Below are 23,638 nucleotides of genomic sequence, written 5' to 3' on the forward strand. Positions count from 1 at the left end.
CCCGACCTGGCCGACTGGGGTGAGCCGCTGTGAACTTCTGGGAGTACCTGGGGAGCCGGCATCAGCAGATCCTCGTCGACACCTACCAGCACGCCAGCGTGGTCTTCCAGTGCATGGTGGTGGCGACGCTGCTCGGTGTGGCGATCGGGGTGGCCACCTACCGCAGTGAGTGGGCGGGCAACCTCGCCACGACCGCCACCGCGACCCTGCTGACCATCCCCGCGCTGGCCATGATCGGTCTGCTGATCCCCGTGGTGGGGCTCGGGGTGCCGCCGACGGTGATCGCGCTGACGCTGTACGGGCTGCTGCCGATCGTGCGGAACGCGATCGTGGGCCTGCGCGGGGTCGATCCCTCCCTGGTGGACGCGGCCAAGGGGATCGGGATGTCGCGCCCGGCCCGGCTGGCACGGGTGGAGCTGCCGCTGGCCTGGCCGCCCATCCTGACCGGGATCCGGGTCTCGACCCAGATGCTGATGGGTATCGCGGCCATCGCCGCCTTCGCCTCCGGTCCCGGCCTGGGCAATCTGATCTTCCGCGGCATCGCCTCGCTGGGCAGCTCCAACGCGCTGAACCAGGTACTGGCGGGCACGCTCTGCATCATCGTGCTGGCACTGCTCTTCGACGCCGCGTACGTGCTCATCGGCCGGCTGACCATTCCCAGGGGGATCCGTGCCTGAGTCCGTACCCGGTTCCGTCACCGAACCCAAAAGCTCCGGGGCGCCGTCCCGGTCGGTCGGGGCCACCATCGAGCTGGAAGGGCTGACCAAGCGGTACCCGGGCAGTGCGCTGCCGGCCGTCGACAACGTCACCATGGACATCAAGGAGGGCGAGACGGTGATCCTCGTCGGCCCCTCGGGCTGCGGGAAGTCCACCCTCCTGAAGATGATCAACCGGCTGATCGAGCCGACGGCCGGCCGGATCCGGATCGGCGGCGAGGACGTCACCGACATGGACCCGGTCCGGCTGCGCCGCAAGATCGGGTACGCGATCCAGGCGAGCGGGCTCTTCCCGCACATGACGGTGGCGCAGAACATCGCCCTGGTGCCGAAGATGCTGCGCTGGCCGGCGGCCCGGGTGCGGGCCCGGGTGGAGGAGATGCTGGACCTGGTCGGTCTGGACCCGGGTGAGTTCCACGGCCGCTACCCGCGCCGGCTCTCCGGCGGTCAGCAGCAGCGGGTGGGTGTGGCGCGGGCGCTGGCGGCGGATCCGCCGGTGCTCCTGATGGACGAGCCGTTCGGGGCGGTGGACCCGATCACCCGGGACCATCTCCAGGACGAGCTGATCCGGCTCCAGCGGGAGCTGCACAAGACGATCGTCTTCGTCACCCACGACTTCGACGAGGCGATCAAGATCGGCGACCGGATCGCGGTGCTGCGCGAACGCTCCCACATCGCCCAGTTCGACACCCCGGAGGCGATCCTCACCAACCCCGCCGACGACTTCGTGTCGGGCTTCGTCGGGGCGGGAGCGGCGCTGAAGCGGCTCAACCTGACCCGGGTGCGGGACGTGGGGATCACCGACTACCCGACGGTGCGGGTCGACGACCCGCTCCAGGAGATCTTCAACAGACTCCGCTCCGGCGGCACCAACGAGGTCCTGGTGCTCGACAAGCAGGGCCGCCCCTACAAGTGGCTGCGGCGCGGCGACATGATGCGCGCCAAGGGTTCGCTGGCCCGCGCGGGCGCGCTGGTGCACGACACGGTGACCCAGGACGCGACCCTGCGGGACGCGCTGGAGGCGGTCCTCACCGACAACACCGGCCGGGTTCCGGTGACCGGGCGGCGGGGCGCGTACGAGGGTGTCGTGGACGTGGAGACGCTGATGAACTCCGTGCACGAACTGCTGGAGGCGGACCGGCTGGAGGCCAGGGAGGCGCAGGCCGGCCTGCAGGAGCAGCAGGCGTCGCAGACGCACGCCGAGCAGGAGGGCTTCGGAGGGGCGGCGAAGGCGTGAGGACCTCTTCCGGGCGGCGGCCCGAGGGCGAGCACGAGGTGAAGGGGCTGGCGTTCCGGGACGAGGGCGGCGGATCGTCCGACGACGACACCGCGGGCGCTCCGGCCCCGTCCGCCGGGCGGGCCCGGATGACCTGGCAGAAGCTGACGTTCCTGCCGGTGGTGCTGATCGCCGTACTGCTCGCGACCTGGCTGTGGTTCGAGCAGGCGGACCTCGACGCGCTCACCCGGAACGCGCTGTCGGACGGGCGGGTCTCCCAGGCGCTGTGGCAGCACATCGCACTCACCGCGATCTCCACGTTCTTCGTGCTGATCATCGCGATCCCACTGGGCATCCTGCTGACCCGTCCGATGTTCCGCCGGGCCACTCCGGCGGCGATGGCCTTCGCCAACATGGGCCAGGCCACCCCGGCGATCGGCCTGCTGGCGCTGCTGGTGATCTGGCTGGGCATCGGCCGCAGGGCCGCCCTGATCGGCATCATCACCTACGCCGTGCTGCCGGTGCTGTCCAACACCATCGCCGGGCTGAAGGCCAACGACCCCACCCTGCTGGAGGCGGCGCGCGGGATCGGCATCTCCCCGCTGGGCGTGCTCGCGCGCGTCGAGCTGCCGCTGGCCGTTCCGCTCATCCTGGCGGGGGTGCGCACGGCGCTCGTCCTGAACGTCGGTACGGCGACCCTGGCGACGTTCGGCGGGGGCGGCGGGCTCGGCGTGCTGATCACCACCGGGATCACCAGTCAGCGGATGCCGGTGCTGATGGTGGGCTCGATCCTCACGGTGGTACTCGCGCTGCTGGTCGACTGGCTGGCCTCACTGGCGGAACTGCTGCTGCGGCCCCGGGGTCTGGAGGCGGGGCAATGAGCCGTCCGGTACCGCTGTCGCGCCTGTTCCCGCGCCCTCTCCCGCGCCCGTTCCCGCGCCTTCTCCGGCGTCTGTGTCCGCTGCTGGCCGGGGCGCTGCTGGTGGCGGCCTCCGGCTGCGGTCTGACCAGCGGTTCGCCCATGGTCGACGACGTGGGACCCGGCTCGATCGGCCGGGGCGAACCACTGGAGGGCGCGACCCTCACCGTCACCTCCAAGGAGTTCACCGAGCAGCTGATCCTCGGGGCGATCATGGGCATCGCCTTCCAGGCGGCCGGCGCGGAGGTCATCGACCGGACCGGTATCCAGGGGTCGGTCGGCTCCCGGGAAGCGGTCGTCCGGGGGGAGGCGGACGCCGGGTTCGAGTACACGGGCACGGCGTGGATCACGTACCAGGGCAACAGCAGGCCGATCCCCGATCCGCGCGAGCAGTGGCTGGCGGTGCGGGACGCGGACGTGAAGAACGGGGTGACCTGGCTGGAACCGTCGGAGCTGAACAACACCTACGCCCTCGCCATGAACCAGGCGAACTTCGAGAGGTACGGCACGCGGACCCTCTCCGACGTGGCCGCGCTGGCGACATCCGACCCGGGTGCGGTGACCCTGTGCGTGGAGGGCGAGTTCGCCAACCGCGCGGACGGGCTGCCGGGGATGGAGAAGACGTACGGCATGGACATCCCGGCGGGCAACGTCACGCAGATGGACACCGGGATCATCTACACCCAGGCGGCCGAGGGCGCCTGTACCTACGGCGAGGTCTTCACCACCGACGGGCGCATCAAGTCCATGAACCTGGTGGTGATGGAGGACGACAAGAAGTTCTTCCCCAACTACAACGCGGCGCCGACGGTCAACTCGGGCACCTTCGAGAAGTGGCCGGCCATCGCGGAGGTGCTCGCCCCCGTCACGGAGAAGCTGGACAACAACGTGGCACAGACGCTGAACGCCAAGGTGGACGTCGACGGGGAGGACCCGCACCAGGTCGCGCTGGACTGGATGGTGGAGGAAGGATTCGTCGAGGAGAACTAGCTGTTCCGTCCCGGCCGGCCGCCTAGGGCCTGTCTGACAATTCCCGTCGTCGCCCGGAGGGCGGCCCCGCGGCGTCAGGTGCGTGCTCTCGGCGTGCCGGGCGTAGAGCCTCGTACTGGATGTACTTGGCTCTGCGCACGGTGCGGCGAGAGTGCGTGCATGGCGTCGCGGGGCAGACGGGAATTGTCAGACAGGCCCTAGCAGCTCGGGACCTTGCCGGTGCCCTTCTCCAGGTCGACCAGGGCCTGGACGGCGCCCTTCAGGGTGGTGACCGGGATCAGGCGCAGACCCTCGGGGAGTTCGGCCTGCGCGTCGGCGCACTCGGCCCGGGGGACGAGGAAGACGGTGGCGCCGTCGCGCCTGGCCGCCTGTGTCTTCAGGGGAACGCCGCCGACCGCGCCGACCGCGCCCTCCTCGTCGATCGTGCCCGTACCGGCGATGACCCGGCCGCCGGTGAGGTCACCGCCGCTGCCGTCGCCGTCCAGCTTGTCGACGATGCCGAGGGAGAAGAGCAGACCGGCGCTGGGACCGCCGACGTCAGCCAGTTCCAGTCTGACGTCGATGCCGTCGTCCGCACGGTCCAGGTAGTTCAGCGCGGCGCTGGTCGCCTCGTCCTGGGACACCTTCATCTGCTTGCGGTTGTACCGCTCGATCTCCTTGACGCTGTCGCCGCTGGGGTAGACCGCGTCGCGGGGCATGACCGCCTGGTCGGTGCTGAACCAGCTGTCGATGACGTCCGTGAGGCCCACCCGGGTGTCCGGGGAGGTCGCCTCGATGGTCGTCATCCGCAGCTGTCCGCCGGTCTTCCGTACGGGTGCGCCGGAGATCGTGATGACCTGCGCCCCCTTGTTCTCGCCGAGCACGTCCGCCGTCATGCCGGGCTGCGCGACGGAGAAGGGCAGCGGGGCGAAGGCGGCGGTGGCCAGCAGGGCGGTTACGGGCACCGCCAGGACGGCGAGGGCTTGGGGACGCGTGAGGCGGGAGAGCACGGTGCCAATCTAACGCGCCCCCGCCGCAGCCACTGCCGCCGCCCGGCGGCCCCCGCTCGATCGCGGCCGAGAGGCGGGGAAGGCACCCCGTGGGCGCCAGGTCGCGTCACGCCCCCGGTCAGCGATCCCGCACCCTTGCGGTGCCGGCCGTGAGTTGCTCCACCGGCATGTGCCGGGTGCCGCCGCGCCCACCCGTGCCGCCCTGCGGCACGACGGCCCGCGGCGCCGCGCTAGCTGTATTGCCCTGTGAGGTTGGGGATGCGGCCGGCGGGTGGTTGGCCCTTGCAGACGTCGCCATCCACACCGAACCGGAAGGCGCTCACCTGTTCAAGATCCCTCAGCCGAGACCTGGCTCACCCGTCCACAACCTCCCGGGACAGAACAGCTAGCGCAAGGCCTCGGCCACCTCGCGGGCCGCGTCCATCACGCGCGCTCCCACCCGCTCCGGTACGACGTCCGCCAGCATGACCACGCCCACACTGCCCTCGACCCCCGTCACCCCCAGCAGCGGCGCGGCCGCCCCGCAGGCTCCCGCCTCCAGCTCCCCGTGCGTCAGCGTGTACCCGGGTTCGTCGGCCGACTGCTGCCGGGCGGAGAGGATCGCCTTGCCCGCGGCCCCCCGTTCCAGGGGGTGCCGGAACCCGGCGCGGTACGCCACGTGGTAGTCCGTCCAGGACGGTTCCACCACCGCCACGGCCAGCGCCTCCGCCCCGTCCACCAGGGTCAGATGCGCGGTCGCGCCGATGTCCTCCGCCAGCGACCGCAGCGCCGGCATCGCGGCCTCGCGTACCAGCGGATGCACCTGCCGTCCGAGCCGGAGCACGCCGAGTCCGACCCGGGCCCGTCCGCCCAGATCACGGCGTACGAGCGCGTGCTGCTCCAGTGTCGCGAGCAACCGGTACACGACGGTCCGGTTCACGCCCAGTTTGTGGGACAGCTCCGTGACGGTCAGCCCGTGATCGGTGTCGGCGAGCAGCTTGAGGACCCGTAGTCCCCTGTCGAGCGTCTGAGAGGTCTCCGCGGTCACGACGCCCACTCCTTCGTGATGAGGTCGGCGGCCCCCTCGCGGCAGATGCGTCACCGAGTCCCGTCGGTCACGCGCCTCAGAGGCCTCCGATCGGCCCGGCGGCCCGGCAGTGTCCCGGGCACGGTCGCTTCACGGCTGCGCTCCGCGGCGGCGCTGCCACGGGGCGTATGCGTAGCGGGGACAGTAGCGAGCCGGTTCGGTGAGCGGAAGTCTCCGTCCAGAATCCGGGCACTCTCCGCCGGAAGTGGTTCCGTTTGTCCTCATACGTGCGGCGAGGTCATCGCATGCGCGTGGCCCACTCCTGCACCTTTTCGATCCGCTGGCGCAGCTGTCCCGCCGTGGCCTCGGCGGAGGGCGGGCCGCCGCAGACCCGGCGCAGCTCGGTGTGGATCACACCGTGCGGTTTGCCGCTCTGGTGGACGTACGCGCCGACCAGGTTGTTGAGCCGCTTGCGCAGCTCCATCATCTCCTTGTGGGAGACCACCGGGCGGCGCTCGGCGGGCATCTCGAGCAGGTCCGCCTCCTCGGCGGGCTTCTTGCGGCTGTGCGCGATCTGCCGGGCCTGCCGCTTCTGGAGCAGCAGTTGCACCTGGTCGGGTTCGAGGAGTCCCGGGATGCCGAGGTAGTCCCGCTCCTCCTCGCTGCCGGGGTGGGCCTGCATGCCGAACTCGGCGCCGTTGTACATCACCCGGTCGAAGACGGCGTCGGACTCCAGCGCCTCGAAGGGCAGCGTCTCCTGCTCGCCGGTGTCCTCGTCCTGCTCCCGGTTCGCCTCCTCCATCTCCTTCTCGGACGCGGCGTACGGGTCCTCCTCACCCTCCTTCTTGGGCTTGTCGAGGACGTGGTCGCGTTCGCGCTCCATCTCGCCCGCGAAACCGAGCAGGTCGGGGATGGTCGGCAGGAAGACGGACGCGGTCTCGCCGCGCCGCCTGGACCGTACGAAACGGCCGACGGCCTGGGCGAAGAACAGCGGGGTGGAGATGGTGGTGGCGTACACGCCGACCGCGAGGCGCGGGACGTCGACGCCCTCGGACACCATGCGGACGGCGACCATCCAGCGGTCGGTGTTCTCGCTGAACGCGTCGATGTTCTTCGACGCACCGGTGTCGTCCGACAGGACCACGGTCGCCTTGTCGCCGGTGATCTCGCGGATCAGCTTGGCGTACGCCCGCGCGGAGTCCTGGTCGGCGGCGATGACGAGGCCGCCGGCGTCCGGGATGGCCTTGCGGACCTCGGTGAGCCGCTGGTCGGCGGCGCGCAGCACGGCCGGCATCCACTCGCCGCGCGGGTCCAGCGCGGTGCGCCAGGCCTGGCTGACGGCGTCCTTGGTCATCGGCTCGCCGAGGCGGGCGGCGATCTCGTCGCCGGCCTTGGTGCGCCAGCGCATATTGCCGCTGTACGACATGAAGACGACCGGACGGACGACGTTGTCGGCGAGGGCGGAGCCGTATCCGTAGGTGTAGTCGGCGGACGAGCGCCGGATGCCGTCGTCGCCCTCCTCGTACGCCACGAAGGGGATCGGGTTGGTGTCGGAGCGGAACGGCGTGCCGGTCAGCGCCAGCCGCCGGGTGGCCGGCTCGAACGCCTCCAGACAGGCCTCGCCCCAGGACTTGGAGTCACCGGCGTGGTGGATCTCGTCGAGGATGACGAGGGTCTTGCGCTGCTCGACCCGGTTGCGGTGCAGCATGGGCCGCACTCCGACACCGGCGTACGTGATCGCGATCCCGTCGTACTCCTTGCCGAGCGGGCCCGCGCTGTACTCGGGGTCGAGCTTGATGCCTATCCGCGCCGCGGCCTCGGCCCACTGCTTCTTCAGGTGCTCGGTGGGCGCGACCACGGTCACCTGCTGCACGACGTGGTGGTGCAGCAGCCAGGAGGCGAGCGTCAGGGCGAAGGTCGTCTTGCCGGCCCCGGGGGTGGCCACGGCCAGGAAGTCACGGGGCTGTGCCTGGAGGTACTTGTCCATCGCCCTCTGCTGCCAGGCGCGCAGCTTGCCGGCGGTGCCCCAGGGGGCCCGTCCGGGGAAGGCCGGGGACAGGTGGTGCGAGTGGGACGCGGTGCCGGCGGTGGTAGTCACGATCTCCGTCGGGGTAGCTCGGGTACGGCGCATCGGCGCATGACGACCGGGCCACCCTACCGATGGCCCGGTCGGGTCGACGCCGCCACCGGGCCGTGCTCCCGGGGGTGGGACCGAGGTCACAGTCAGCGCGCGAAGCGCGGCAACTGGGACGCGATCTTGGGAACGTCCAGCGCGCCCTGACATACGTCCAGCACGAAGCGCTCCGCCTCGTCCACGTCGAAGTCCGCGTCCAGTGGATGCCCGTTCATGTGGAGAAAGACCCAGGTCCCGTACCAGGCGAGACGCTTGTTCCCGTCGACGAGAGCGTGATTGCGAGCGAGGGACTCCATGAGCGCCGCAGCCTTCTGCCACACGTCCGGGTACGCGTCCTGGCCGAACACGCTGGACCGGGGCCGCGCCAGAGCCGAGTCCAACAACCCGAAATCGCGCACCTCGTCCGCCCCGAGCCGCTTCGCGAGGTTCAGCAGCTCGGGCAACGTGAGGTAGTGCATCAGGCGAGCCTCCGGTTCAGCTCCGCACTGGCCTTCAGCACATGGTCGGCCGCCTCGTTGAACAGGCGCGAATGCTCGTTTATGGCGGAGATCACGGCATCGTGCGCGAAGGCCTGCATGCTGCGCCCTTCCGCTGTGGCGCGCTCACGCAGGGCGTCGAGCTCTTCCTCGGTAAACCGCAGGTTCAGTCCAGCCATACCCTCGACGGTACTACGCGGTACCACGTGGTGTCATGTTGCTTCGGGGCGCACCCGCGCAGCCACCCACACCCCCGCCAGCGCCACCGCCGCCATCGGCAGGAACACGGCGACGAAGGCGGCCGGGTGGGAGCCGGAGGCCTGCGTCGCCGCGTGGCTGACCGTGCCGCCGCCGAGGGCCGCGAAGGCGGCGCCGCCCGCGGCGAGCAGGATGACGTTGGAGAGGCCGTCGGAGATCTGGAGGGCGGCGGAGTTGGTGCCGGCCTCCTTGGGGCCGGAGAGCTGGAGCAGCAGGACACTGGTGGAGGAGATCACCAGGCCCATGCCGAGACAGCCGAAGGCCCAGGCGACCGCCACGGTCCAGGCGGGCACGGTCTGGATCAGCACGGTCGGGGCCACCGCGATGCTCGCCGCCACCAGGAGCATGCCGGATGCCATCAGACGTTCCCGGTACGGCTCGAGGCGGGGCCGGGACTGTATCCAGGAGCCGAGCGCCCAGGTGCCGCCGCCCGCCGCGAGCGAGAAGCCGGCGAGGGTCGGGCTGAGGCCCCGCTGGGTGACCAGCATCAGCGGGACGAACGACTCCGCCGCGATGAAGGAACCGGCGGCGACTCCGCGCAGCAGGACCACCGAGGGCAGGCCGCGGGCCGCCCGGTAGGTGCCGCGCGGGAGGAGGCCGAGGACGGCCGGGACGAGCAGGGCGGTGCCCAGCGCGCCCGGCAGGAGGGACAGCCAGCGCAGGTCCTGGGCGGCGTACTGGAGGAGCCCGGCGCCGAGGGAGATCGCCAGGGCCAGACGGATGCGGCGGCCGTCGAAGGAGGCCGGGGCCCCGTCGCCCCCGTCCACGGGGCCGGAGGCGAGACGCCGTATCTGGGGCAGGGCGAGGGCCAGCGGGAACACCACGAGGACCGGTATGCCGAGGAACACCCAGCGCCAGCCGATGTGCTCGGTCACGGCGCCGGAGGCGAGGGGGCCGACGATGGACGGCACGACCCAGCTCGCCGCGAAGGCCGCCATGATCGCCGGGCGCAGCCGTTCCGGGTAGGCCCGGCCGACGATGACGTACAGCGCGACGATCACCAGGCCGCCGCCGAGCCCCTGTACGGCCCGCCCCAGGATGAACGGCCACATCGCGCCGGCCGTCCCGGAGAGCAGCAGCCCGACGGCGAAGGAGGCGATGCCCCCGGTCAGCGGCCCCAGTGGGCCGCTCCGGTCGGACCACTGACCGGACAGCACCATGCCGAACAGGCTGGTGGTGAAGTAGCCCGAGAACGCGAACGCGTACAGCGAGACGCCGTCCAGCTCGCGCGCCGCGACCGGCATCGCCGTGCCCACCGCCGTCGCCTCGAAGGCGATCAGCAGCACGACGGAGACGATCCCGATGCTCAGCGCGCGGTAGGGGCTGCTCAGCACGGTGTCGGCGGCGGCGAGGGCCGGGGAGGGGGCGTCGGCGGGCTCGGCGACACCGGTGTCGCGCGGGTTCGGGGCGGTCATGACCGCCAGAGTAAGGTGCGATGCCCGGTGTGACGCCTGTCGGAGGGTGTGATCCGCACCGGACCTTGGTCGTAGGACCGCCGCCGCACCCCGTTCGGAAACGGCGCGTGGCAGTCACCTCGCGGCACCCGGCTTTTCCTCGGGTGCCGCCCGCGGACCGGCTTACGGTCGGTGCACGGTTCGGAACGACGAGGCGCCGCGGGGCACCTCGCCACCGACACGGCCGTGTGCCCGAGTGGCCCAGGGACTCGCCTGCACAGCGAGGTACACCGGTTCGAATCCGGTCACGGCCTCCGCCCGGGGTGGGGTGCTCTCCGGAGCACCCCACCCGCCTCGGACGACGTCCGCTGCGGTGCGGCGGCGTCCTGAAGGGGCGCGGGCTGTACCGATAGCGGCTTTGCCGGGTGGGCACGACCGGCCACGACGGCGCCGCGGACGGCCGACGGCGCCCCGTCGCCGCACTCCCCGTGGAGCGCTCAGAGCACCCCGCCCGCCTCGTCCTGGAAGAGTTTCGTCCAGTAGTGCCAGTCGGCGTCGGCGGTGGTGCCCGTCGGGTCGATCGAGGACAGGACCTGGATCATGGTCAGCGCGAGCTGGTCGTAGGTGTCGCTGGTCAGGGCGTGGCCCGACTCCTCGTCGAGGGAGCGCTCGCGGTGAAGCAGCCAGAGGGTGAAGGCGAGCGTGGAGATGTCCGTGTTCAGGGGACGGAGGATCTCCTCCGGTTCGTTCCAGCTGAACACCGCTCCCGTGGCTCCGTCGACGACCAGACTGTGGTCGTCGACGAGACGGCCCAGGCGTATCAGCTGCGTCTGCCGGGCGGGCGGGAGGCCGGCGGTGAGCTCTTCCCGGCCGTCCTCGGCGTAGTACTCCGCGAGGGTCCGCAGCGGCAGGTCCGTGTCCAGGGAGAAGAGGAAGCCGTCCTCCGGCAGCCCCGTCTCGCGCAGGAAGCGGCGGGTCGGCTCGTGGTCGAGCGTCGCGGGGAAGTCGACCTCCTCGAAACGGACCACGCCACCCCGGCCGAACTCCTCGTCCAGCAGGCGGCGGGGAAGGTCCAGGGCGAGGCCCGAGGCCGTACCCGGGCCCGCGACCAGGGCCAGGGGGCGGATCAGCGCGGCCATCCGCCAGAACGGGGCCGGTTCGCCGCCGTCCGCGCCCTCCTCGAAGACCGCGAGCAGCTGCCGGGAGGCCTCCGCGACCGCCTTGGTGCCGTACCGGCCGGCGTAGGCGGCGAACTGGCCGCGCAGTCCCGCCAGTTCGTCCGTCGCCGCGGCGAACCGCACCAGGGTCGGCAGGGACGGGGCGAGCGGGCGGCGGTCCATCAGGTCGGGGCGGTCGTGGAAGACGTACGTGGTGGAGACCTCGCCGGTCGCGCCGTCCAGCAGGACCGACTCCGTCTCCAGACCGGCCGGGCCGAGCATCCCGCCGATCACCAACTGGTCCCGCAGCCGCGCGGGGAGCCGCCCGTCCGGGTCGCCCGTCGAGTCCGCCACCGTGTGCGGGCCGCTCTGCCGGGCCAGCTCCGCGAAGCTGAAGAGGCCGCTGTCGGCGGGCAGTCCGGGGCCGGTCAGCCAGCGGCGGGTGGACGCGTGCGTGATGAAGGGATCGAGGTCGGCTTCGGTCAGAGTGATCGCCGCTGCGACAACGGTGTCGGTCGTGCTCATGATTCCCCCGCGATACGTGTGCTCGGTCCCGGGTCCGCGAACGTCCCGCCCCGGGCAGGACGGCACAAGCCCTTGCGGACCCGGTGGCCGTCCCCCACTGATCGGAACACTACGTGCCACCACTGACAACGGCCCCGCTCCGAGACCTCGACGGTCCCGGTGCCCCATCATCTCCCAAGACGCGTCGGCAACCGCTTGCGTTGCCTCGGCGCGGCGGACATCGGCGAAACCGAAGATTCCGGGGGATCCGGGGCATCCGTCCCGCGGGGCCCGGGAACCGACCCCGCAGGACCGGGCGATCCGCCCCGCGGGCAGCGGGGATCCGTGCCGGGACGGCCGCTCAGCCGCCGGTGACCACCGCGGCCTGCGGCCGTATCGGCAGCCGGTTCACCGGACGGCCGGTGGCGGCGCGGACGGCGGACGCGATGGCCGCCGGCGAGGTCACCACCGGGACCGCGCTCACCGCCTTCGCCCCGAACGGCGCGACCACGTCCCGCTCCTCGACCAGTTTCACGATCCGGATGTCCGGCGCGTCCAGGGCCGTGGGGAGGGCGTAACCGGTGAGATCGGGGTGGCGGATCAGGCCGCGCGGGGTGCGCAGGTTCTCGGTGAGCGCCGCGCCCAGGCCCTGGGTCACGCCCGCCTCGATCCGGGCGGCCAGCTGGGCCGGGTTCAGGATCCGGCCCACGTCCTGGGCGACCGCCAGTTCGACGACCCGTACCGAGCCGATCTCGATGTCGACGTCGACCACCGCACGGACCGCGCAGAAGGCCATACCGACGAAGGCGTCGCCCTGGCCGGCCTCGTCCAGGGGTTCCGTCGGATGCGGGCGGCACTGGGCTGTCGCCCACAGCTCCTTGCCGTCCAGCGCCTCCGTGACGGTCGTGGAGAGCACCCCGTCGTACGAGGTGATCTTGCCGTCGGTGATCTGGAGCAGCTCGGTGGACATGCCGAACTGGTGCGCGAGCGGCTGGAGGAGCTGGGTGCGGACCATCTTCGCCGCGCGTTCCACCGCACCGCCCGACACCCAGGTGTGCCGGCCGCGGCAGCCGGGTCCGGCCGGGGGCTGGTCGGTGTCGACGGGCACCACGTGCACCTCGTCGACGCCGAGGGTCTCCTGGACGATCTGCCGGGCCAGGGTGGCGAAACCCTGACCGGTCTCGACGGCCGCGCAGAGCACCGTCGCCACACCGCCCTGGACCCGCACGGTGGCGGTGGAGACCTCGTCGGCGCCCTCCGCGCCGAGCATGTGCACCATGCCGAGGCCGTAGCCCACTCCCCGGCGCACGGCGCCCGGTTCGCCCGCGCCCTCGGGGCCGCCGGGCAGCAGCCACTCGTCCTCGGGGGTGTCCTTGGGCAGCGGCGGCAGCGGGAAGTCCCGTACCGCCTGGAGGAGTTCCGCGACCGGGGCCGGGCAGGTCACGGTCTGACCGGTGGGCAGCAGGTCGCCGGTGGCCATGACGTTGCGCATGCGCAGTTCGGCCGGGTCGACACCGAGCTTCTTGGCCAGCTTGTCCATCTGCGCCTCGTAGGCGGCGCACACCTGCAGGGCGCCCTCGCCGCGCACATGGCCGGAGGGCGGGTTGTTGGTGCGTACCACCCAGCCCTCGATGAAGGCGTTCGGGACGACGTAGGGGCCGCAGGCGAAGGCGACGGCGGCGGCCAGCGCGTCGGAGGAGGTGTCGGCGTAGGCGCCCGCGTCGAGCAGGATCTGTGCCTCCACCTTGACCAGCCGGCCCTCGGCGTCCGCGTGGTGGCGGTACCGCAGCAGGGTGGGGTGGCGGTGGGTGTGGCCGAGGAAGGACTCCTCACGCGTGGCGGTGAGTTTCACCGGGCAGCCGGTCTTCAGCGCGAGCAGGCCGAGGGGGAGCTGGAAGCTCTGGTCCTCGCGGTCGGCGGTCGCGCCGGGCACCCCGGTGACGACGATCTTCACCCGATCGGGTTCCAGGCCGAACGCGGCGGCGGCGGTGTCCCGGTCGCCGTGCGGGTCGGTGGACGCCAGGTACAGCTCGACGCCGCCGTCCGGGCGGGGCACGGCGAGACCGGCCTCGGCCCCTATCGGGGCGGGATCCTGGCGGCCGATGCGGTACAGGCCCTCGACGACGACGTCGCCGGCCGCGTCGGGGTCGCCGTGGCGCAGCGGGATATGGCGGATCAGGTTGCCGTCGGGATGCAGCGGCTCGGCCTCGAAGGCCTGCTCGGGGTCGATGACCGGTTCGAGCACCTCGTACTCGACGATGACGGCCGCGGCGGCCATCCGCGCGGTGTCGGGGTGGTCGGCGGCGACGGCGGCGAGGGGCTCGCCGTGATGGCGTACGACCTCGGAGGCGAAGACCGGACGGTCGGCCGCGCCGCGGCCGTGCACCCCGGCGCCGGGGACGTCCTCGTGCGTGACCACCGCTCGGACGCCGGGCATCTCGCGCGCGTGGCTGGTGTCGATGGACACGATCCGCGCGTGCGGGTGCGGGGAGCGCAGCACGGCCGCCCACAGCAGGCCCTCGGCCCACAGGTCGGCGGCGTACGGGAAGGTGCCCTCGGTCTTGGCACGGGTGTCGGAGGCCGGGAGCGAGACGCCGAGTCCGTGCGGAACCGGTTCCGGCTCCGGGGCGGTCTCGGCGGCCTGCGCGGTGGCTGCTTCGTTGCTCACGCCTGGCCTCCGTCCTGGCCGTAGGACTGGTCGTGGGGCCGGCCGTGGGACTGCTCACGCGGTCCGGGGCCGCCGAACGCCGTGGGGTTGACGCCGCCGGCGCCGGGGCCCGCCTGGTGCGGGATGCGGGGCGGGTCCGGTTCGTCGTCGGAGCCGGACTCGGCGGACGTGGCGCGCTCCCGGCGTTCGCCGACGACCTCCTGCACGGCGTCCACCACGCCCCGGTAGCCGGAGCAGCGGCAGAGGTTGCCGCACAGGGCCTGGCGGGTCTCCAGCTCGGTCGGCGCCGGGTTGCCCTCGAGGAGGTCGTGCACGGTCATCGCCATGCCCGGTACGCAGAAGCCGCACTGCACGGCGCCGCACCGCGCGAGCGCCCGCTGCACGTCCGAGGGCCGGCCGTCCTGGGCCAGGCCCTCGACGGTGCGGACCTCGCTGCCGGCCGCGGTGACGGCCGGGACCAGGCAGGACGCCACGAGCCGCCCGTCGACCTGCACGTTGCAGGCGCCGCACTCGCCCTGCGAGCAGCCGTCCTTGGCACCGGCCAGGCCGAGCCGCTCACGCAGCACGTAGAGCAGCGACTCGCCGATCCAGGCGTCGGTGACGGGCCGGTCGGTGCCGTTGACGCGGAGCACGTAGGAGGCGAGGGGATGGTCGTCGTGGGGGGCGTCCAGAAGGACCGGTTCACCCGGTGCGGCGGACGGTTCGTCCGGTGCGGTGGCCGCGGCGCCCGGCCCGGCGTCCGGGGTCTCCGGCTCGGTGTCCGGAGCCGGGGAACCGGCGTCCGGGACGCCCGGGTCCTCCCGGTCGCCCGGCGGCGGGAAGGCAGGCGAAGCGCCGGGGGCGGCCCCGCTGTCCGGAGCGGCCCCGGGGCGGGCGGTGCGGGGGCCCGCCGGTCCCCCGGCGTGGTCCTCGTGGTCTGTGTGGTCTGTGTGCTCTGTGTGGTCTGTGCGGGCGCCTTCGGGAGCCTCCGGCGCCTCTCCGGCGGCAAGGGGCCGTCCGGCGTTCCGGGCGGCGTCGTGCGGGTGCTCCCGGAGTCCCGCCGGGGCGGCGCCGTCGGCCGCCGGTGCGCCGGACCGCCACTGCGGCTCCTCGTGGCCCCCGGCGGGCATCGGCTGGGGAACGCCCGCGGAGCGGTGGCCGGGGTGCCCGGGGTGCTCGGGCCCGTCGTGGGCGGGCGCACCGCCGTACCCGTCGGGACCGGCCGGCGCTTGCGGGGCGTGGTCCTCCCGCGGGTGCGCGTCGTGGCCGGACGGCGCACGGGACGTGTGGTCGCCGGCGCGGCCGGGTCCGTCGTGCGGCCGGGGCGCGGTCTCCTGCCGCTCCCCCGCGGATCCGTGCCCGCCGTCCTGCCGCCCGCCGTCCTGCTGCCCGTCGTCCTGCGGGACGCCGGGCACCCCCGGTCCCCACGGCCGGCCGATGGCCTGGGTGGCGGCCCAGGGGGCCTGGGCACCGCCCGGCAGGGTGGGCGGCGGGGTGCCGCCCCACTGGTCGGCCAGCGCGGACGTGGTGAACTCGCCCGACTCGTCCGGCAGGTCGCCGCCCGCCACGGGGATCGACCACTGGCCGGTGACGTCCTGGCCCGGGGCGGGGTTCTCCCCGGGGTTGTCCCCGCGGTTCTCCCCGCGGTTCTCCTCGAAGTGCCACTGCCCGGTAGCGCCCGGCCGGTACGCGAACCGGTCGCCGCCTGCGGTGTCCGGCTCGCCTGCCTGCGGGTCGTGCCACTGGGCGCCGTCGACGGGCGCGCCGGGCACGGCCCAGCTCCCGGTGGCCGCCGGGTCGGTGCCGGCGGCGGTCGCGGGGGCGACCGTGATCTGCGGCGGCACATAGCCGTGTCCGGGCGCGGCGAGCGGACTCTCCATGGAGTCCAGCAGGGCGTCGATGCCCCCCTCGGGAAGGTTCACGAAGGCCGTGGCGCCGTCGTCGTAGTCCCCTTGAGGCAGCGGGTCCCAGCGGCTGCCGCCCGGGGGCCTGCCCTCTCCGTGCTGGTCGTCGGTCACGACAGCGCCCTCCCCAGTGCTCGTCGGGCCAGCGCGGCGACGGTGCGCCGCAGGTGCAGTACCGCGGGCGGAAGCGTGGGGACGGTGCCGTCCTCGCCGGGGGTGGCGTCGGGGATGCAGGCCGCGGCGACGTACTCCCCGAACGCGTTCAGTGCCTCGGGCACGATCGCGCGGTTGTTGTCCCAGTCGATGAGCTGCGCGACCCACTGCTCGGCCTGCAGGGGCCGCAGCGGCATCGGCGCGATGGCGCCCACCGCGCAGCGCACCCCGCGGCGGGCGGGGTCGAGCACGAGGGCCACGGAGGCGACGGCACGGCCGGGGCCGGTGCGGCCGGTCGCCTTCAGGAAGACCTGGGGGGCGTGCAGCAGCGGCACGCGCACGAAGCCGATGAGTTCGCCGGGGCGCAGCAGGTCCATCCCGGCCAGCAGGTGCGACACGGGGACCTCGCGGCGTTCCCCGGACGGGCCGGCGACGATCAGTGTCGCCTCCAGCGCGGCCAGGACCGGCAGCGCGTCCCCGGTGGGGGCGGCGGAGGCGATGTTGCCTCCGAGGGTGCCCGCGTTACGGATGTGCGGCGGTCCGGCGGCCCGCGCGGAGGCGGCGAGCGCCGGGATGAGGGCGGCGAAGTCGGGGCGGCCCATACGGGCGTGGGTGAGACCGGCGCCGAGCAGCGCGTGTCCGTCCAGGTACTGCCAGCCGCGGATCTCGCTGATCCTGCCGAGGCCGACCAATGCGGCGGGCCTGAGCTGCCCGGAGTTGACGGCGGCCATCAGATCGGTGCCGCCGGCGACGGGCACGGCGGCGGGCATGGCGGTGAGCGCCGCCACGGCCTCGTCCAGTGTCGTGGGCAGCGTCACGGCCTGCGCCGCCTGCGGTGCGTGCGTGCTCAAAACCGGCTGCCCCTTCCCGCTGCCCCACCTGGTCCGCCTGTGCGCCGTACGGTACGTGCTCACAGGGCGGACGTGGCAACTCTGGCACATCTTGGCAGGCGCCGAAGACAGGGGTCCGCTAGGAGGCATTCACCCACCTCGCCCCGGACATGGCCGATTTCACCCGAGATCAACGGTGCAGCGCGCATTGACGCCCTCCGGTGCGACTCGTGCCCGTATCGCACAGCCTGTCCGGGCGGGAACGAACGGACACGCGAAGGCCGTCCGGTGCCCGGGGCGCGCGGTGCGGGCCGCCCCGGGTCCAGGGGCGTACGGGCTAGCAGTCCGGCGGCGGGCCGTCGAGCGGGCGTCCCAGCACGCCCGGACGCCGCTGCCAGGGCAGCGGCCCGGTGGGCGGCCGGTAGGCGACTCCGAGGGCGTCCAACCGCCGGTAGTGGGCGGACATCCGCCGTTCGAAACCGGCGAAGTCCCGGTCGGCGGGGGCGGGCAGGTCACTCCAGGCGACCTCGGCGAGCGCGGCGAGCCGGGGGAAGGTCTGGTAGTCGACGCGCCCCTGGTCCTCCATCACCTCGGTCCACACATTGGCCTGGGTGCCCAGCACCCGCGCGGCCTCCTCGCCCGTCAGCTCCGCCGGCACGGGCTCGAACCGGTAGACGTCCTCCAGGGTGCGCACGTACGCGATCGGCACCGGCTCCTCGGGGCCCGCGTCCTGGCGGTAGTCCAGGTACACCCACTGCTGGGGGCACATGACCACGTCGTGCCCCGCGCGGGCGGCGGCGACCCCGCCCGCGTAGCCGCGCCAGGAGGAGACGGCGGCGCCCGCTGCCAGGCCGCCCTCCAGGATCTCGTCCCAGCCGATCAGCCGGCGCCCCCGCTCGGCGAGCCACCGGTCGAAGTGCCCGATGAACCAGGACTGCAGCGCCTCCTCGTCCGCGAGTCCGAGGTTGCCGATCCGCTTCTGCGCGGTGTCCGACGCGCGCCACTGGTCCTTGAGGCATTCGTCGCCGCCGATGTGCACGAACGGCGAGAACGGCCCGGCGTCCGCGGGGAAGAGTTCCAGGACTTCCTCGAGCACCCCTTCGTAGAAGCGCAGGGTGTCGTCGGTGGGGGCGAGTACGTTCGGATTGATCCCCCAGGTGTCCCAGACGGTCAGCGAGGCGGTGTCGACGACATCGGAGTTACCGAGTTCCGGATACGCGGCGATGGCGGCCTGCGAGTGGCCGGGTACGTCGATTTCCGGGACGACGCTGATATGCCGCTCGGCGGCGTAGGCGACGATCTCGCGGATGTCGTCCTGGGTGTAGTGACCGCCGTGCGGCCTGTCGTCCCACAGGGGTGAGGCGCGGTGCCCGATTTTCGTCCGGGCGCGCCAGGAGCCGGTCTCGGTGAGCTTCGGATACCGCTTGATCTCGACGCGCCAGCCCTGGTCGTCCGTCAGATGGAAGTGGAACACGTTGAGTTTGTGCGCCGCCATCAGGTCGAGATAGCGCAGCACGCCCTCCTTGGGCATGAAGTGCCGGGCGACGTCCAGCATCAGCCCGCGCCAGCGGAAGCGGGGGGCGTCCTCGACCGTGATGTGCGGCACGGCCCAGGTCCGGTCCCGGCGGACCGGGGCCCTGCGGTAGGCGTCCGGGCCGAGGAGCTGACGCAGTGTCTGCGCTCCCCGGAAGACACCGGCCGCGCTGCCGCCCTCGATCAGGACGCCGTTCCCGTCGCTGACGAGGCGGTACTCCTCGGCACCGAGTGCGGGGTCGAGCCGGAGCCCGATGCCGTCCCCGTCCGTGTCGTCGAGTTCCCGCCCCTCGTGCAGCGGGAGTCCGGTCGCCTCCCGCAGGACGGTGCGCAGCCAATGCCCGACGCCCTCCGTCCCGTGACCGGCGTAGATCCGGGAGTGAGCCGTCAGCCGCACCTCGCCTGAGCCGGCGACGACACTGCGGGGCGCTGGAATCAGTTCGGTCACATCAGTCCTTTACCGCGCCGCCCAGTCCGGAGACCAGCCGCCGCTGCACGAGTACGAAGAAGACCAGCACCGGGACCGTCATCACGGTGGACGCCGCCATGACCCCGCCCCAGTCCGGGTCGTCGGGTTTGTAGAAGACCAGCAGCGCCATCGGCAGCGTCGACTGCGAGATGTCGCTGATGATGAACGACTTGGCGAACAGGAAGTCGTTCCAGGTGGAGATGAAGGAGAACACGCTGGTGGCGACCAGACCCGGCAGCACGAGCGGGAAAAGGATCTGCCAGAGGAAACGCGCGCGGCTCGCCCCGTCGATGTAGGCGGCCTCCTCCAGCGCCTCGGGAACGGCTTTCACGAATCCCCTGAGCATCCAGATCGCGAACGGCAGGGAGAACGCGATGTGCGGCAGGATCAGCGACCAGAGCGTGTTCAGCTGGCCGAGGTCCCGCATCACGAAGAACAGGGGGATCGTCAGCGCCTCCACCGGCACCATCTGGGCCACCAGAAACATGATCAGCAGGGTGGTCCGCATACGGAACCGGAATCGCGTCACGGCGGTCGCGGCGAGAAACGCGATCAGCGCGGAGGCGATCACCACGGCGACCGCGACGACGACGCTGTTGAGGAAGTACCGGCCGAAATCCTGCTGCCCGAACACCCGCCGGAAGGAGTCCAGCGTGGGCGCGAGCGTCCAGGGGCGCGGCTGCGTGGACTCGACCTCCCCGGCCGGTTTGAAGGCGCTCAGCACCATCCAGTACAGCGGGAAGGCCACCACCGCGGCGATCAGCAGTGCCGCGGCCTCCGCCGCCGTCCTCCCCGGACGCCTGACGAACCGGTGCACGGTCCTCACCCGGGGTTCCCGGTCCTGGCTCACGCGGTTCACAGTTCCTCCCCCTGGCGGCGCAGCAGCCGCAGATACACCAGCGTCACGGCGAGCAGGATCAGCAGCATCACCACGCCGATGGCCGCCCCGAGGCTGTACTGGGAGGAGGCGAACGCCCGCTGGTAGGCGTAGACGTTCAGGACCATGTTCTGGCCCGCGATGCCGCCGCCTCCCGTCATCACGTAGATCTGGGTGAAGACCTTGAAGTCCCAGATCACCGACTGGATGGTGACCACCACCAGGATCGGCCGGAGCATCGGCGCGAGTACCGAGCGCCAGATCCGCCACTGCGAGGCACCGTCCAGGGACGCCGCCTCCAGCACTTCGGCCGGTACGGCGCGGATGCCGGCGTAGACCGTCACCATCACGAACGGGAAGGAGCACCACACCACTTCGAGCAGCACGAGGAGGAACGCGCTGTACCGTCCGTACGTCCACGAGTGGTCGCCGAGCCCCAGGATCCGGTTGACGGGGCCGAAGTCGGCGTCGAAGAGGAGCAGCCAGACCGTGGAGCCGGTGACCGCCGGGGTGGCCCAGGCGCCGAGCGCGGCCAGCATCAGCGCCAGCCGCGGCACGGCCCGCACGCGGGTGAGCAGCACGGCGAGCGCGCAGCCCACGGCCAGCGTGCCGGCCACGCAGGCCGCCGCGAACACCACGGTGGCCAGCAGCACCTGCCAGAACTGCTCGTCGCCGAAGAGCTCGGCGTAGTTCCCGAACCCTTCGAAGGTGGTCGGCTCCCCGCCGCTGACCTGCGCCTGGGTGTAGTGGAGGAGCGAGATCAGCCCGAGCTGGTAGACCGGGTAGGCGAGCAGCCCCCCGAGGACCACGAGCGCCGGCGCGAGATACAGCCACGGTGTACGCGAACCCCCCGAGGGGCGCGGGCCCTTGCCGGATGGGCGGCCGCCGCCGGGCGGGCGCGGACCGCTCCGCCCGGCCGGCACGCGCCGGCGCTCCAGGACCCCCGGACTCGAGGGCCCTGTCATCCGATGGAGCCGAACGCGTCGTTCATCTTCCGCGCCGCGTCCGCAGAGGCCGCCGCCACCTCCTTCTTCCCGGAGACGATCTCCTGGAACATCGTCGGCAGCACCTGCGAGGAGTCGATCTGCGCCCAGGCCGGCGACGCCGGTACGAACTTGGTGTCGGCGGCCAGCGTCTCGACGAACGGCTTCACGAACGCCTCCTTCGCGGCGATCTGCTGCCGCACGTCGGAGAAGGTGGGAAGGAAGCCCATGCCCTCGAAGAGCGCCCCCTGCGACTTCTTCGAGGCGAGGCGCTTCATCAGGTCGACGGCGAGGGTGCGGTGCGAGGTGGACTTCAGCACGCCGAGGTTGTTCCCGCCGGCGAACGCGGGGGCGATGGACCCGGCCTCGACGCCCGGCAGCGGTACGACGGCGTACTTGCCCTTGACCGCGCCGGCCTCCACGGCCGCGTGGCTGAAGTCGCCGCCGACGGCCATGGCCGCCTTGCCCGCGGCGAAGGCGGTCACCGTGTCGTTGCCGGTCATCCCGGCGCACTTGGCGGCCGGGCAGTTGTCGTCCCCGAAGAGCGAGGTGTACGCCTCGATGCCCTCGCGGGCCTCGGCACTGTCGATGGCGGAGGCGTACGAACCCCCCTTGCCGGTGGCGAGTTCGCCGCCGTGGGACCAGATGAAGGGCATCGCGCCGTAGGTGTAGGCACCGCCGACCGCGATGCCGTACAACTCGGGTTTCGCGGCGCGGATCTCCTTGGCGGTGTCGATCAACTCGGCCTGGGTCCTGGGGACGTCGAGGCCGAGTTCGTCGAAGACGTCGGTGCGGTAGTAGAGCGCGCGGACGCCGACGAAGTACGGGGCTCCGTAGATCCTGCCGTCGACGGTGACCGACTGCCGTGCGGTGGGATCGGTGTCCCTGGCCTCGTCCCAGGCGTTGAACTCCTCGGTGAGGTCGGCGAGTCCGCCGTCCTTCACATAGCCTGCGGTGTCCGTGTTGCCGTACTCGATGAGGTCGGGTGCGGACGCCGGATCGTTGAAGGCGGCCTTGATGCGCTGGGCGCGGGTCTCGACGGGTATGTACTCGACGGTGACCTCGGTGTCCTTGTGCGCCTTCTCGAACTCGGCGAGGACGGTGTCGACGGCCTGTTCCTTGGGCTTGTTGCTGACCTCCTGGAAGAGCCAGACGCGCAGGGTGCCGGTCTTCTCGTCCTTGTCGGAGGAGGAGTCGCCGGAGGTCTGGGGCGCGCAGGCGGCGGTGGCGAGGACGGCCGCGACGGCGACCAGGCGGGCGGACAGCTTCATGGAGTTGCTCCTCCGAGCGCGTTGCAATCTATGCAATGGCGGTTTCGCTGTGCACAACACACCGGAGGCTAGAGACTGGAGGAACCGCGCCACAAGAGGTCTCAACCACTCTGTGACCGGCGGACGCACCCTGCGCAACGCGCGGACAGCGCAAAGGCCCCCAGGGCACGCAAAGCGCACCCCGGGGACCTGGAAGAGGGAACGGACCGGCGGAGAAGGGAGGGGACCAGGGGGCTACTTGTCGCCCTTGCCCTTGTCGTCGTCCCCGGAGCTCATGGACTCGTAGATCTCCTTGCACATGGGGCAGACCGGGTACTTCTTCGGGTCACGGCCGGGTACCCAGACCTTGCCGCACAGCGCCACGACGGGCGTGCCGTCGAGGGCGCTGGCCATGATCTTGTCCTTCTGGACGTAATGGGCGAAGCGCTCGTGGTCACCGTCGCCGTGGGAGGTCTGCGGCGTCGGCTCGACGAGGGTCCCCGTACCTGTCCCGCGCTCGGGCTCAAGAGTGCTCATAACTGCCAAGGGTACTGAAGCTCACCCGCATCAGTTGAGCGAAGGGTCGTCCGGATAGGTGGCCACCATCGCCAGTTCGCTGCGCTGGCGGCGCAGCACCTCGCGCCAGAGCCGCTCCGGCGACGGGGAGGACACATCGCCCGGCTCGGACTCCACGACGTACCAGGCGCCGTCCACCAGCTCGTCCTCCAGCTGGCCGGGGCCCCAGCCCGCGTACCCGGCGAAGATGCGCAGGGAGCCGAGGGCGGAGGCGAGCAGTTGCGGCGGGGCCTCCAGGTCGACCAGCCCGATCGCGCCGTGCACCCGGCGCCAGCCCGGCGGCGCGGCCTCCCCGGCCGGCTGCCCCGGTACGACGGCGACGCCGAGGGCCGAGTCGAGCGAGACCGGTCCGCCCTGGAAGACGACACCGGGTTCGCCGGCCAGCTCCGCCCAGCCCTCGAGGATGTCGCCCACGTCCACCGGGGTCGGACGGTTGAGGACGACGCCGAGGGAGCCCTCCTCGTCGTGGTCGAGGAGGAGCACCACCGCACGGTCGAAGTTCGGGTCAGCCAGAGCGGGAGTGGCCACGAGCAGCCGCCCTGTGAGCGAGGACACCTCGGTCATGCCAGACATGATCCCGCATCCGCGCTCCGCGCGGGGAGGCAATGGGGGTACGCGGGTGAATACGGGGCGCGCATCCGCCGGAGCCGCCTGGTG

General features: G+C 72.2%; 20 protein-coding genes and 1 tRNA gene. 5 read left to right on the forward strand and 16 right to left on the reverse strand.

The features are described 5' to 3' along the window. Positions 1–29 precede the first annotated feature (29 nt). The 4 genes from HTV45_RS19250 to HTV45_RS19265 are packed head-to-tail and all read left to right on the forward strand — an operon-like array spanning position 30 to position 3,841. Positions 30–677, forward strand: a complete 648-nt coding sequence (locus HTV45_RS19250; RefSeq protein WP_215207052.1) for an ABC transporter permease — start codon at positions 30–32, stop codon at positions 675–677. Then, a complete protein-coding gene (locus HTV45_RS19255) occupies positions 670–1,953 on the forward strand; it encodes a betaine/proline/choline family ABC transporter ATP-binding protein (protein ID WP_215207053.1) in 1,284 nt (427 codons plus the stop codon). The genes HTV45_RS19250 and HTV45_RS19255 overlap by 8 nt, the downstream gene beginning before the upstream one ends. Then, positions 1,950–2,813, forward strand: coding sequence for an ABC transporter permease (locus tag HTV45_RS19260; protein ID WP_215207054.1), 864 nt, complete (start codon positions 1,950–1,952; stop codon positions 2,811–2,813). The genes HTV45_RS19255 and HTV45_RS19260 overlap by 4 nt, the downstream gene beginning before the upstream one ends. Next, the gene (locus HTV45_RS19265) at positions 2,810–3,841 is read left to right on the forward strand and encodes a glycine betaine ABC transporter substrate-binding protein (protein WP_251692405.1); all 1,032 of its coding nucleotides are present in this window, start codon (positions 2,810–2,812) and stop codon (positions 3,839–3,841) included. Before HTV45_RS19260 ends, HTV45_RS19265 begins: the two co-directional genes overlap by 4 nt. A gap of 197 nt (positions 3,842–4,038) precedes the next feature. Here HTV45_RS19265 and HTV45_RS19270 read toward each other — a convergent pair whose 3' ends face one another. From HTV45_RS19270 to HTV45_RS19295, 6 genes are all read right to left on the reverse strand, one after another. Then, positions 4,039–4,830: a S16 family serine protease gene (locus HTV45_RS19270; RefSeq protein WP_215207055.1), complete on the reverse strand. Its 792-nt coding sequence runs from the start codon at positions 4,828–4,830 to the stop codon at positions 4,039–4,041. 385 nt (positions 4,831–5,215) lie between these two features. Next, positions 5,216–5,857 (reverse strand): IclR family transcriptional regulator, encoded by a 642-nt coding sequence (locus tag HTV45_RS19275; protein WP_215207056.1) that lies wholly within the window; start codon positions 5,855–5,857, stop codon positions 5,216–5,218. Between the two features lie 277 nt (positions 5,858–6,134). Further along, positions 6,135–7,934 (reverse strand): DEAD/DEAH box helicase, encoded by a 1,800-nt coding sequence (locus tag HTV45_RS19280; protein WP_215207057.1) that lies wholly within the window; start codon positions 7,932–7,934, stop codon positions 6,135–6,137. 125 nt (positions 7,935–8,059) lie between these two features. After that, entirely contained in the window at positions 8,060–8,428 is a 369-nt protein-coding gene (locus HTV45_RS19285) for a type II toxin-antitoxin system death-on-curing family toxin (RefSeq protein ID WP_215207058.1), read from the reverse strand. After that, positions 8,428–8,625 (reverse strand): hypothetical protein, encoded by a 198-nt coding sequence (locus tag HTV45_RS19290; RefSeq protein ID WP_215207059.1) that lies wholly within the window; start codon positions 8,623–8,625, stop codon positions 8,428–8,430. The genes HTV45_RS19285 and HTV45_RS19290 overlap by 1 nt, the downstream gene beginning before the upstream one ends. Positions 8,626–8,658: 33 nt before the next feature. After that, the gene (locus HTV45_RS19295; RefSeq protein WP_215207060.1) at positions 8,659–10,119 is read right to left on the reverse strand and encodes an MFS transporter; all 1,461 of its coding nucleotides are present in this window, start codon (positions 10,117–10,119) and stop codon (positions 8,659–8,661) included. Positions 10,120–10,340: 221 nt separating this feature from the next. Here HTV45_RS19295 and HTV45_RS19300 point away from each other — a divergent pair. Beyond that, positions 10,341–10,412, forward strand: a tRNA-Cys gene (locus HTV45_RS19300). A gap of 183 nt (positions 10,413–10,595) precedes the next feature. Here HTV45_RS19300 and HTV45_RS19305 read toward each other — a convergent pair. The 10 genes from HTV45_RS19305 to HTV45_RS19350 form a co-directional block, all read right to left on the reverse strand. Next, the gene (locus HTV45_RS19305) at positions 10,596–11,780 is read right to left on the reverse strand and encodes an SUKH-4 family immunity protein (RefSeq protein ID WP_215207061.1); all 1,185 of its coding nucleotides are present in this window, start codon (positions 11,778–11,780) and stop codon (positions 10,596–10,598) included. Positions 11,781–12,120: 340 nt separating this feature from the next. After that, positions 12,121–14,427 carry a molybdopterin cofactor-binding domain-containing protein gene (locus HTV45_RS19310; RefSeq protein ID WP_215207062.1) on the reverse strand — a complete coding sequence of 769 codons (2,307 nt, stop codon included), beginning with the start codon at positions 14,425–14,427 and terminating at the stop codon, positions 12,121–12,123. After that, entirely contained in the window at positions 14,424–16,424 is a 2,001-nt protein-coding gene (locus HTV45_RS19315) for a 2Fe-2S iron-sulfur cluster-binding protein (protein ID WP_215207063.1), read from the reverse strand. Before HTV45_RS19315 ends, HTV45_RS19310 begins: the two co-directional genes overlap by 4 nt. Next, a complete protein-coding gene (locus tag HTV45_RS19320; protein WP_215207064.1) occupies positions 16,421–17,314 on the reverse strand; it encodes a xanthine dehydrogenase family protein subunit M in 894 nt (297 codons plus the stop codon). Before HTV45_RS19320 ends, HTV45_RS19315 begins: the two co-directional genes overlap by 4 nt. A 316-nt stretch (positions 17,315–17,630) precedes the next feature. Beyond that, on the reverse strand, positions 17,631–19,274 hold the full coding sequence (locus HTV45_RS19325; protein WP_215207065.1) for a beta-N-acetylhexosaminidase: 1,644 nt from the start codon (positions 19,272–19,274) through the stop codon (positions 17,631–17,633). Position 19,275: 1 nt separating this feature from the next. Then, entirely contained in the window at positions 19,276–20,145 is an 870-nt protein-coding gene (locus HTV45_RS19330; RefSeq protein ID WP_215207066.1) for a carbohydrate ABC transporter permease, read from the reverse strand. A gap of 5 nt (positions 20,146–20,150) precedes the next feature. Next, on the reverse strand, positions 20,151–21,137 hold the full coding sequence (locus HTV45_RS19335; RefSeq protein ID WP_215207067.1) for a carbohydrate ABC transporter permease: 987 nt from the start codon (positions 21,135–21,137) through the stop codon (positions 20,151–20,153). Beyond that, a complete protein-coding gene (locus HTV45_RS19340) occupies positions 21,134–22,426 on the reverse strand; it encodes an extracellular solute-binding protein (protein WP_215207068.1) in 1,293 nt (430 codons plus the stop codon). The genes HTV45_RS19335 and HTV45_RS19340 overlap by 4 nt, the downstream gene beginning before the upstream one ends. Before the next feature lie 234 nt (positions 22,427–22,660). After that, positions 22,661–22,942: a DUF3039 domain-containing protein gene (locus HTV45_RS19345; protein WP_003990595.1), complete on the reverse strand. Its 282-nt coding sequence runs from the start codon at positions 22,940–22,942 to the stop codon at positions 22,661–22,663. 30 nt (positions 22,943–22,972) lie between these two features. Further along, a complete protein-coding gene (locus tag HTV45_RS19350) occupies positions 22,973–23,545 on the reverse strand; it encodes a YqgE/AlgH family protein (protein ID WP_215207069.1) in 573 nt (190 codons plus the stop codon). Positions 23,546–23,638 lie beyond the last annotated feature (93 nt).

This window comes from Streptomyces sp. CHD11 (assembly GCF_018638295.1).
GTDB lineage: Bacteria > Actinomycetota > Actinomycetes > Streptomycetales > Streptomycetaceae > Streptomyces.

What these genes read in the sequence shown, in the direction of transcription:
- HTV45_RS19335 (WP_215207067.1), bottom strand. Translation starts at nt 21,137, where the DNA reads ATGACAGGGCCCTCGAGTCCGGGGGTCCTGGAGCGCCGGCGCGTGCCG.
- HTV45_RS19350 (WP_215207069.1), bottom strand. Translation starts at nt 23,545, where the DNA reads ATGACCGAGGTGTCCTCGCTCACAGGGCGGCTGCTCGTGGCCACTCCC.
- HTV45_RS19305 (WP_215207061.1), bottom strand. Translation starts at nt 11,780, where the DNA reads ATGAGCACGACCGACACCGTTGTCGCAGCGGCGATCACTCTGACCGAA.
- HTV45_RS19340 (WP_215207068.1), bottom strand. Translation starts at nt 22,426, where the DNA reads ATGAAGCTGTCCGCCCGCCTGGTCGCCGTCGCGGCCGTCCTCGCCACC.
- HTV45_RS19295 (WP_215207060.1), bottom strand. Translation starts at nt 10,119, where the DNA reads ATGACCGCCCCGAACCCGCGCGACACCGGTGTCGCCGAGCCCGCCGAC.
- HTV45_RS19345 (WP_003990595.1), bottom strand. Translation starts at nt 22,942, where the DNA reads ATGAGCACTCTTGAGCCCGAGCGCGGGACAGGTACGGGGACCCTCGTC.
- HTV45_RS19285 (WP_215207058.1), bottom strand. Translation starts at nt 8,428, where the DNA reads ATGCACTACCTCACGTTGCCCGAGCTGCTGAACCTCGCGAAGCGGCTC.
- HTV45_RS19265 (WP_251692405.1), top strand. Translation starts at nt 2,810, where the DNA reads ATGAGCCGTCCGGTACCGCTGTCGCGCCTGTTCCCGCGCCCTCTCCCG.
- HTV45_RS19290 (WP_215207059.1), bottom strand. Translation starts at nt 8,625, where the DNA reads ATGGCTGGACTGAACCTGCGGTTTACCGAGGAAGAGCTCGACGCCCTG.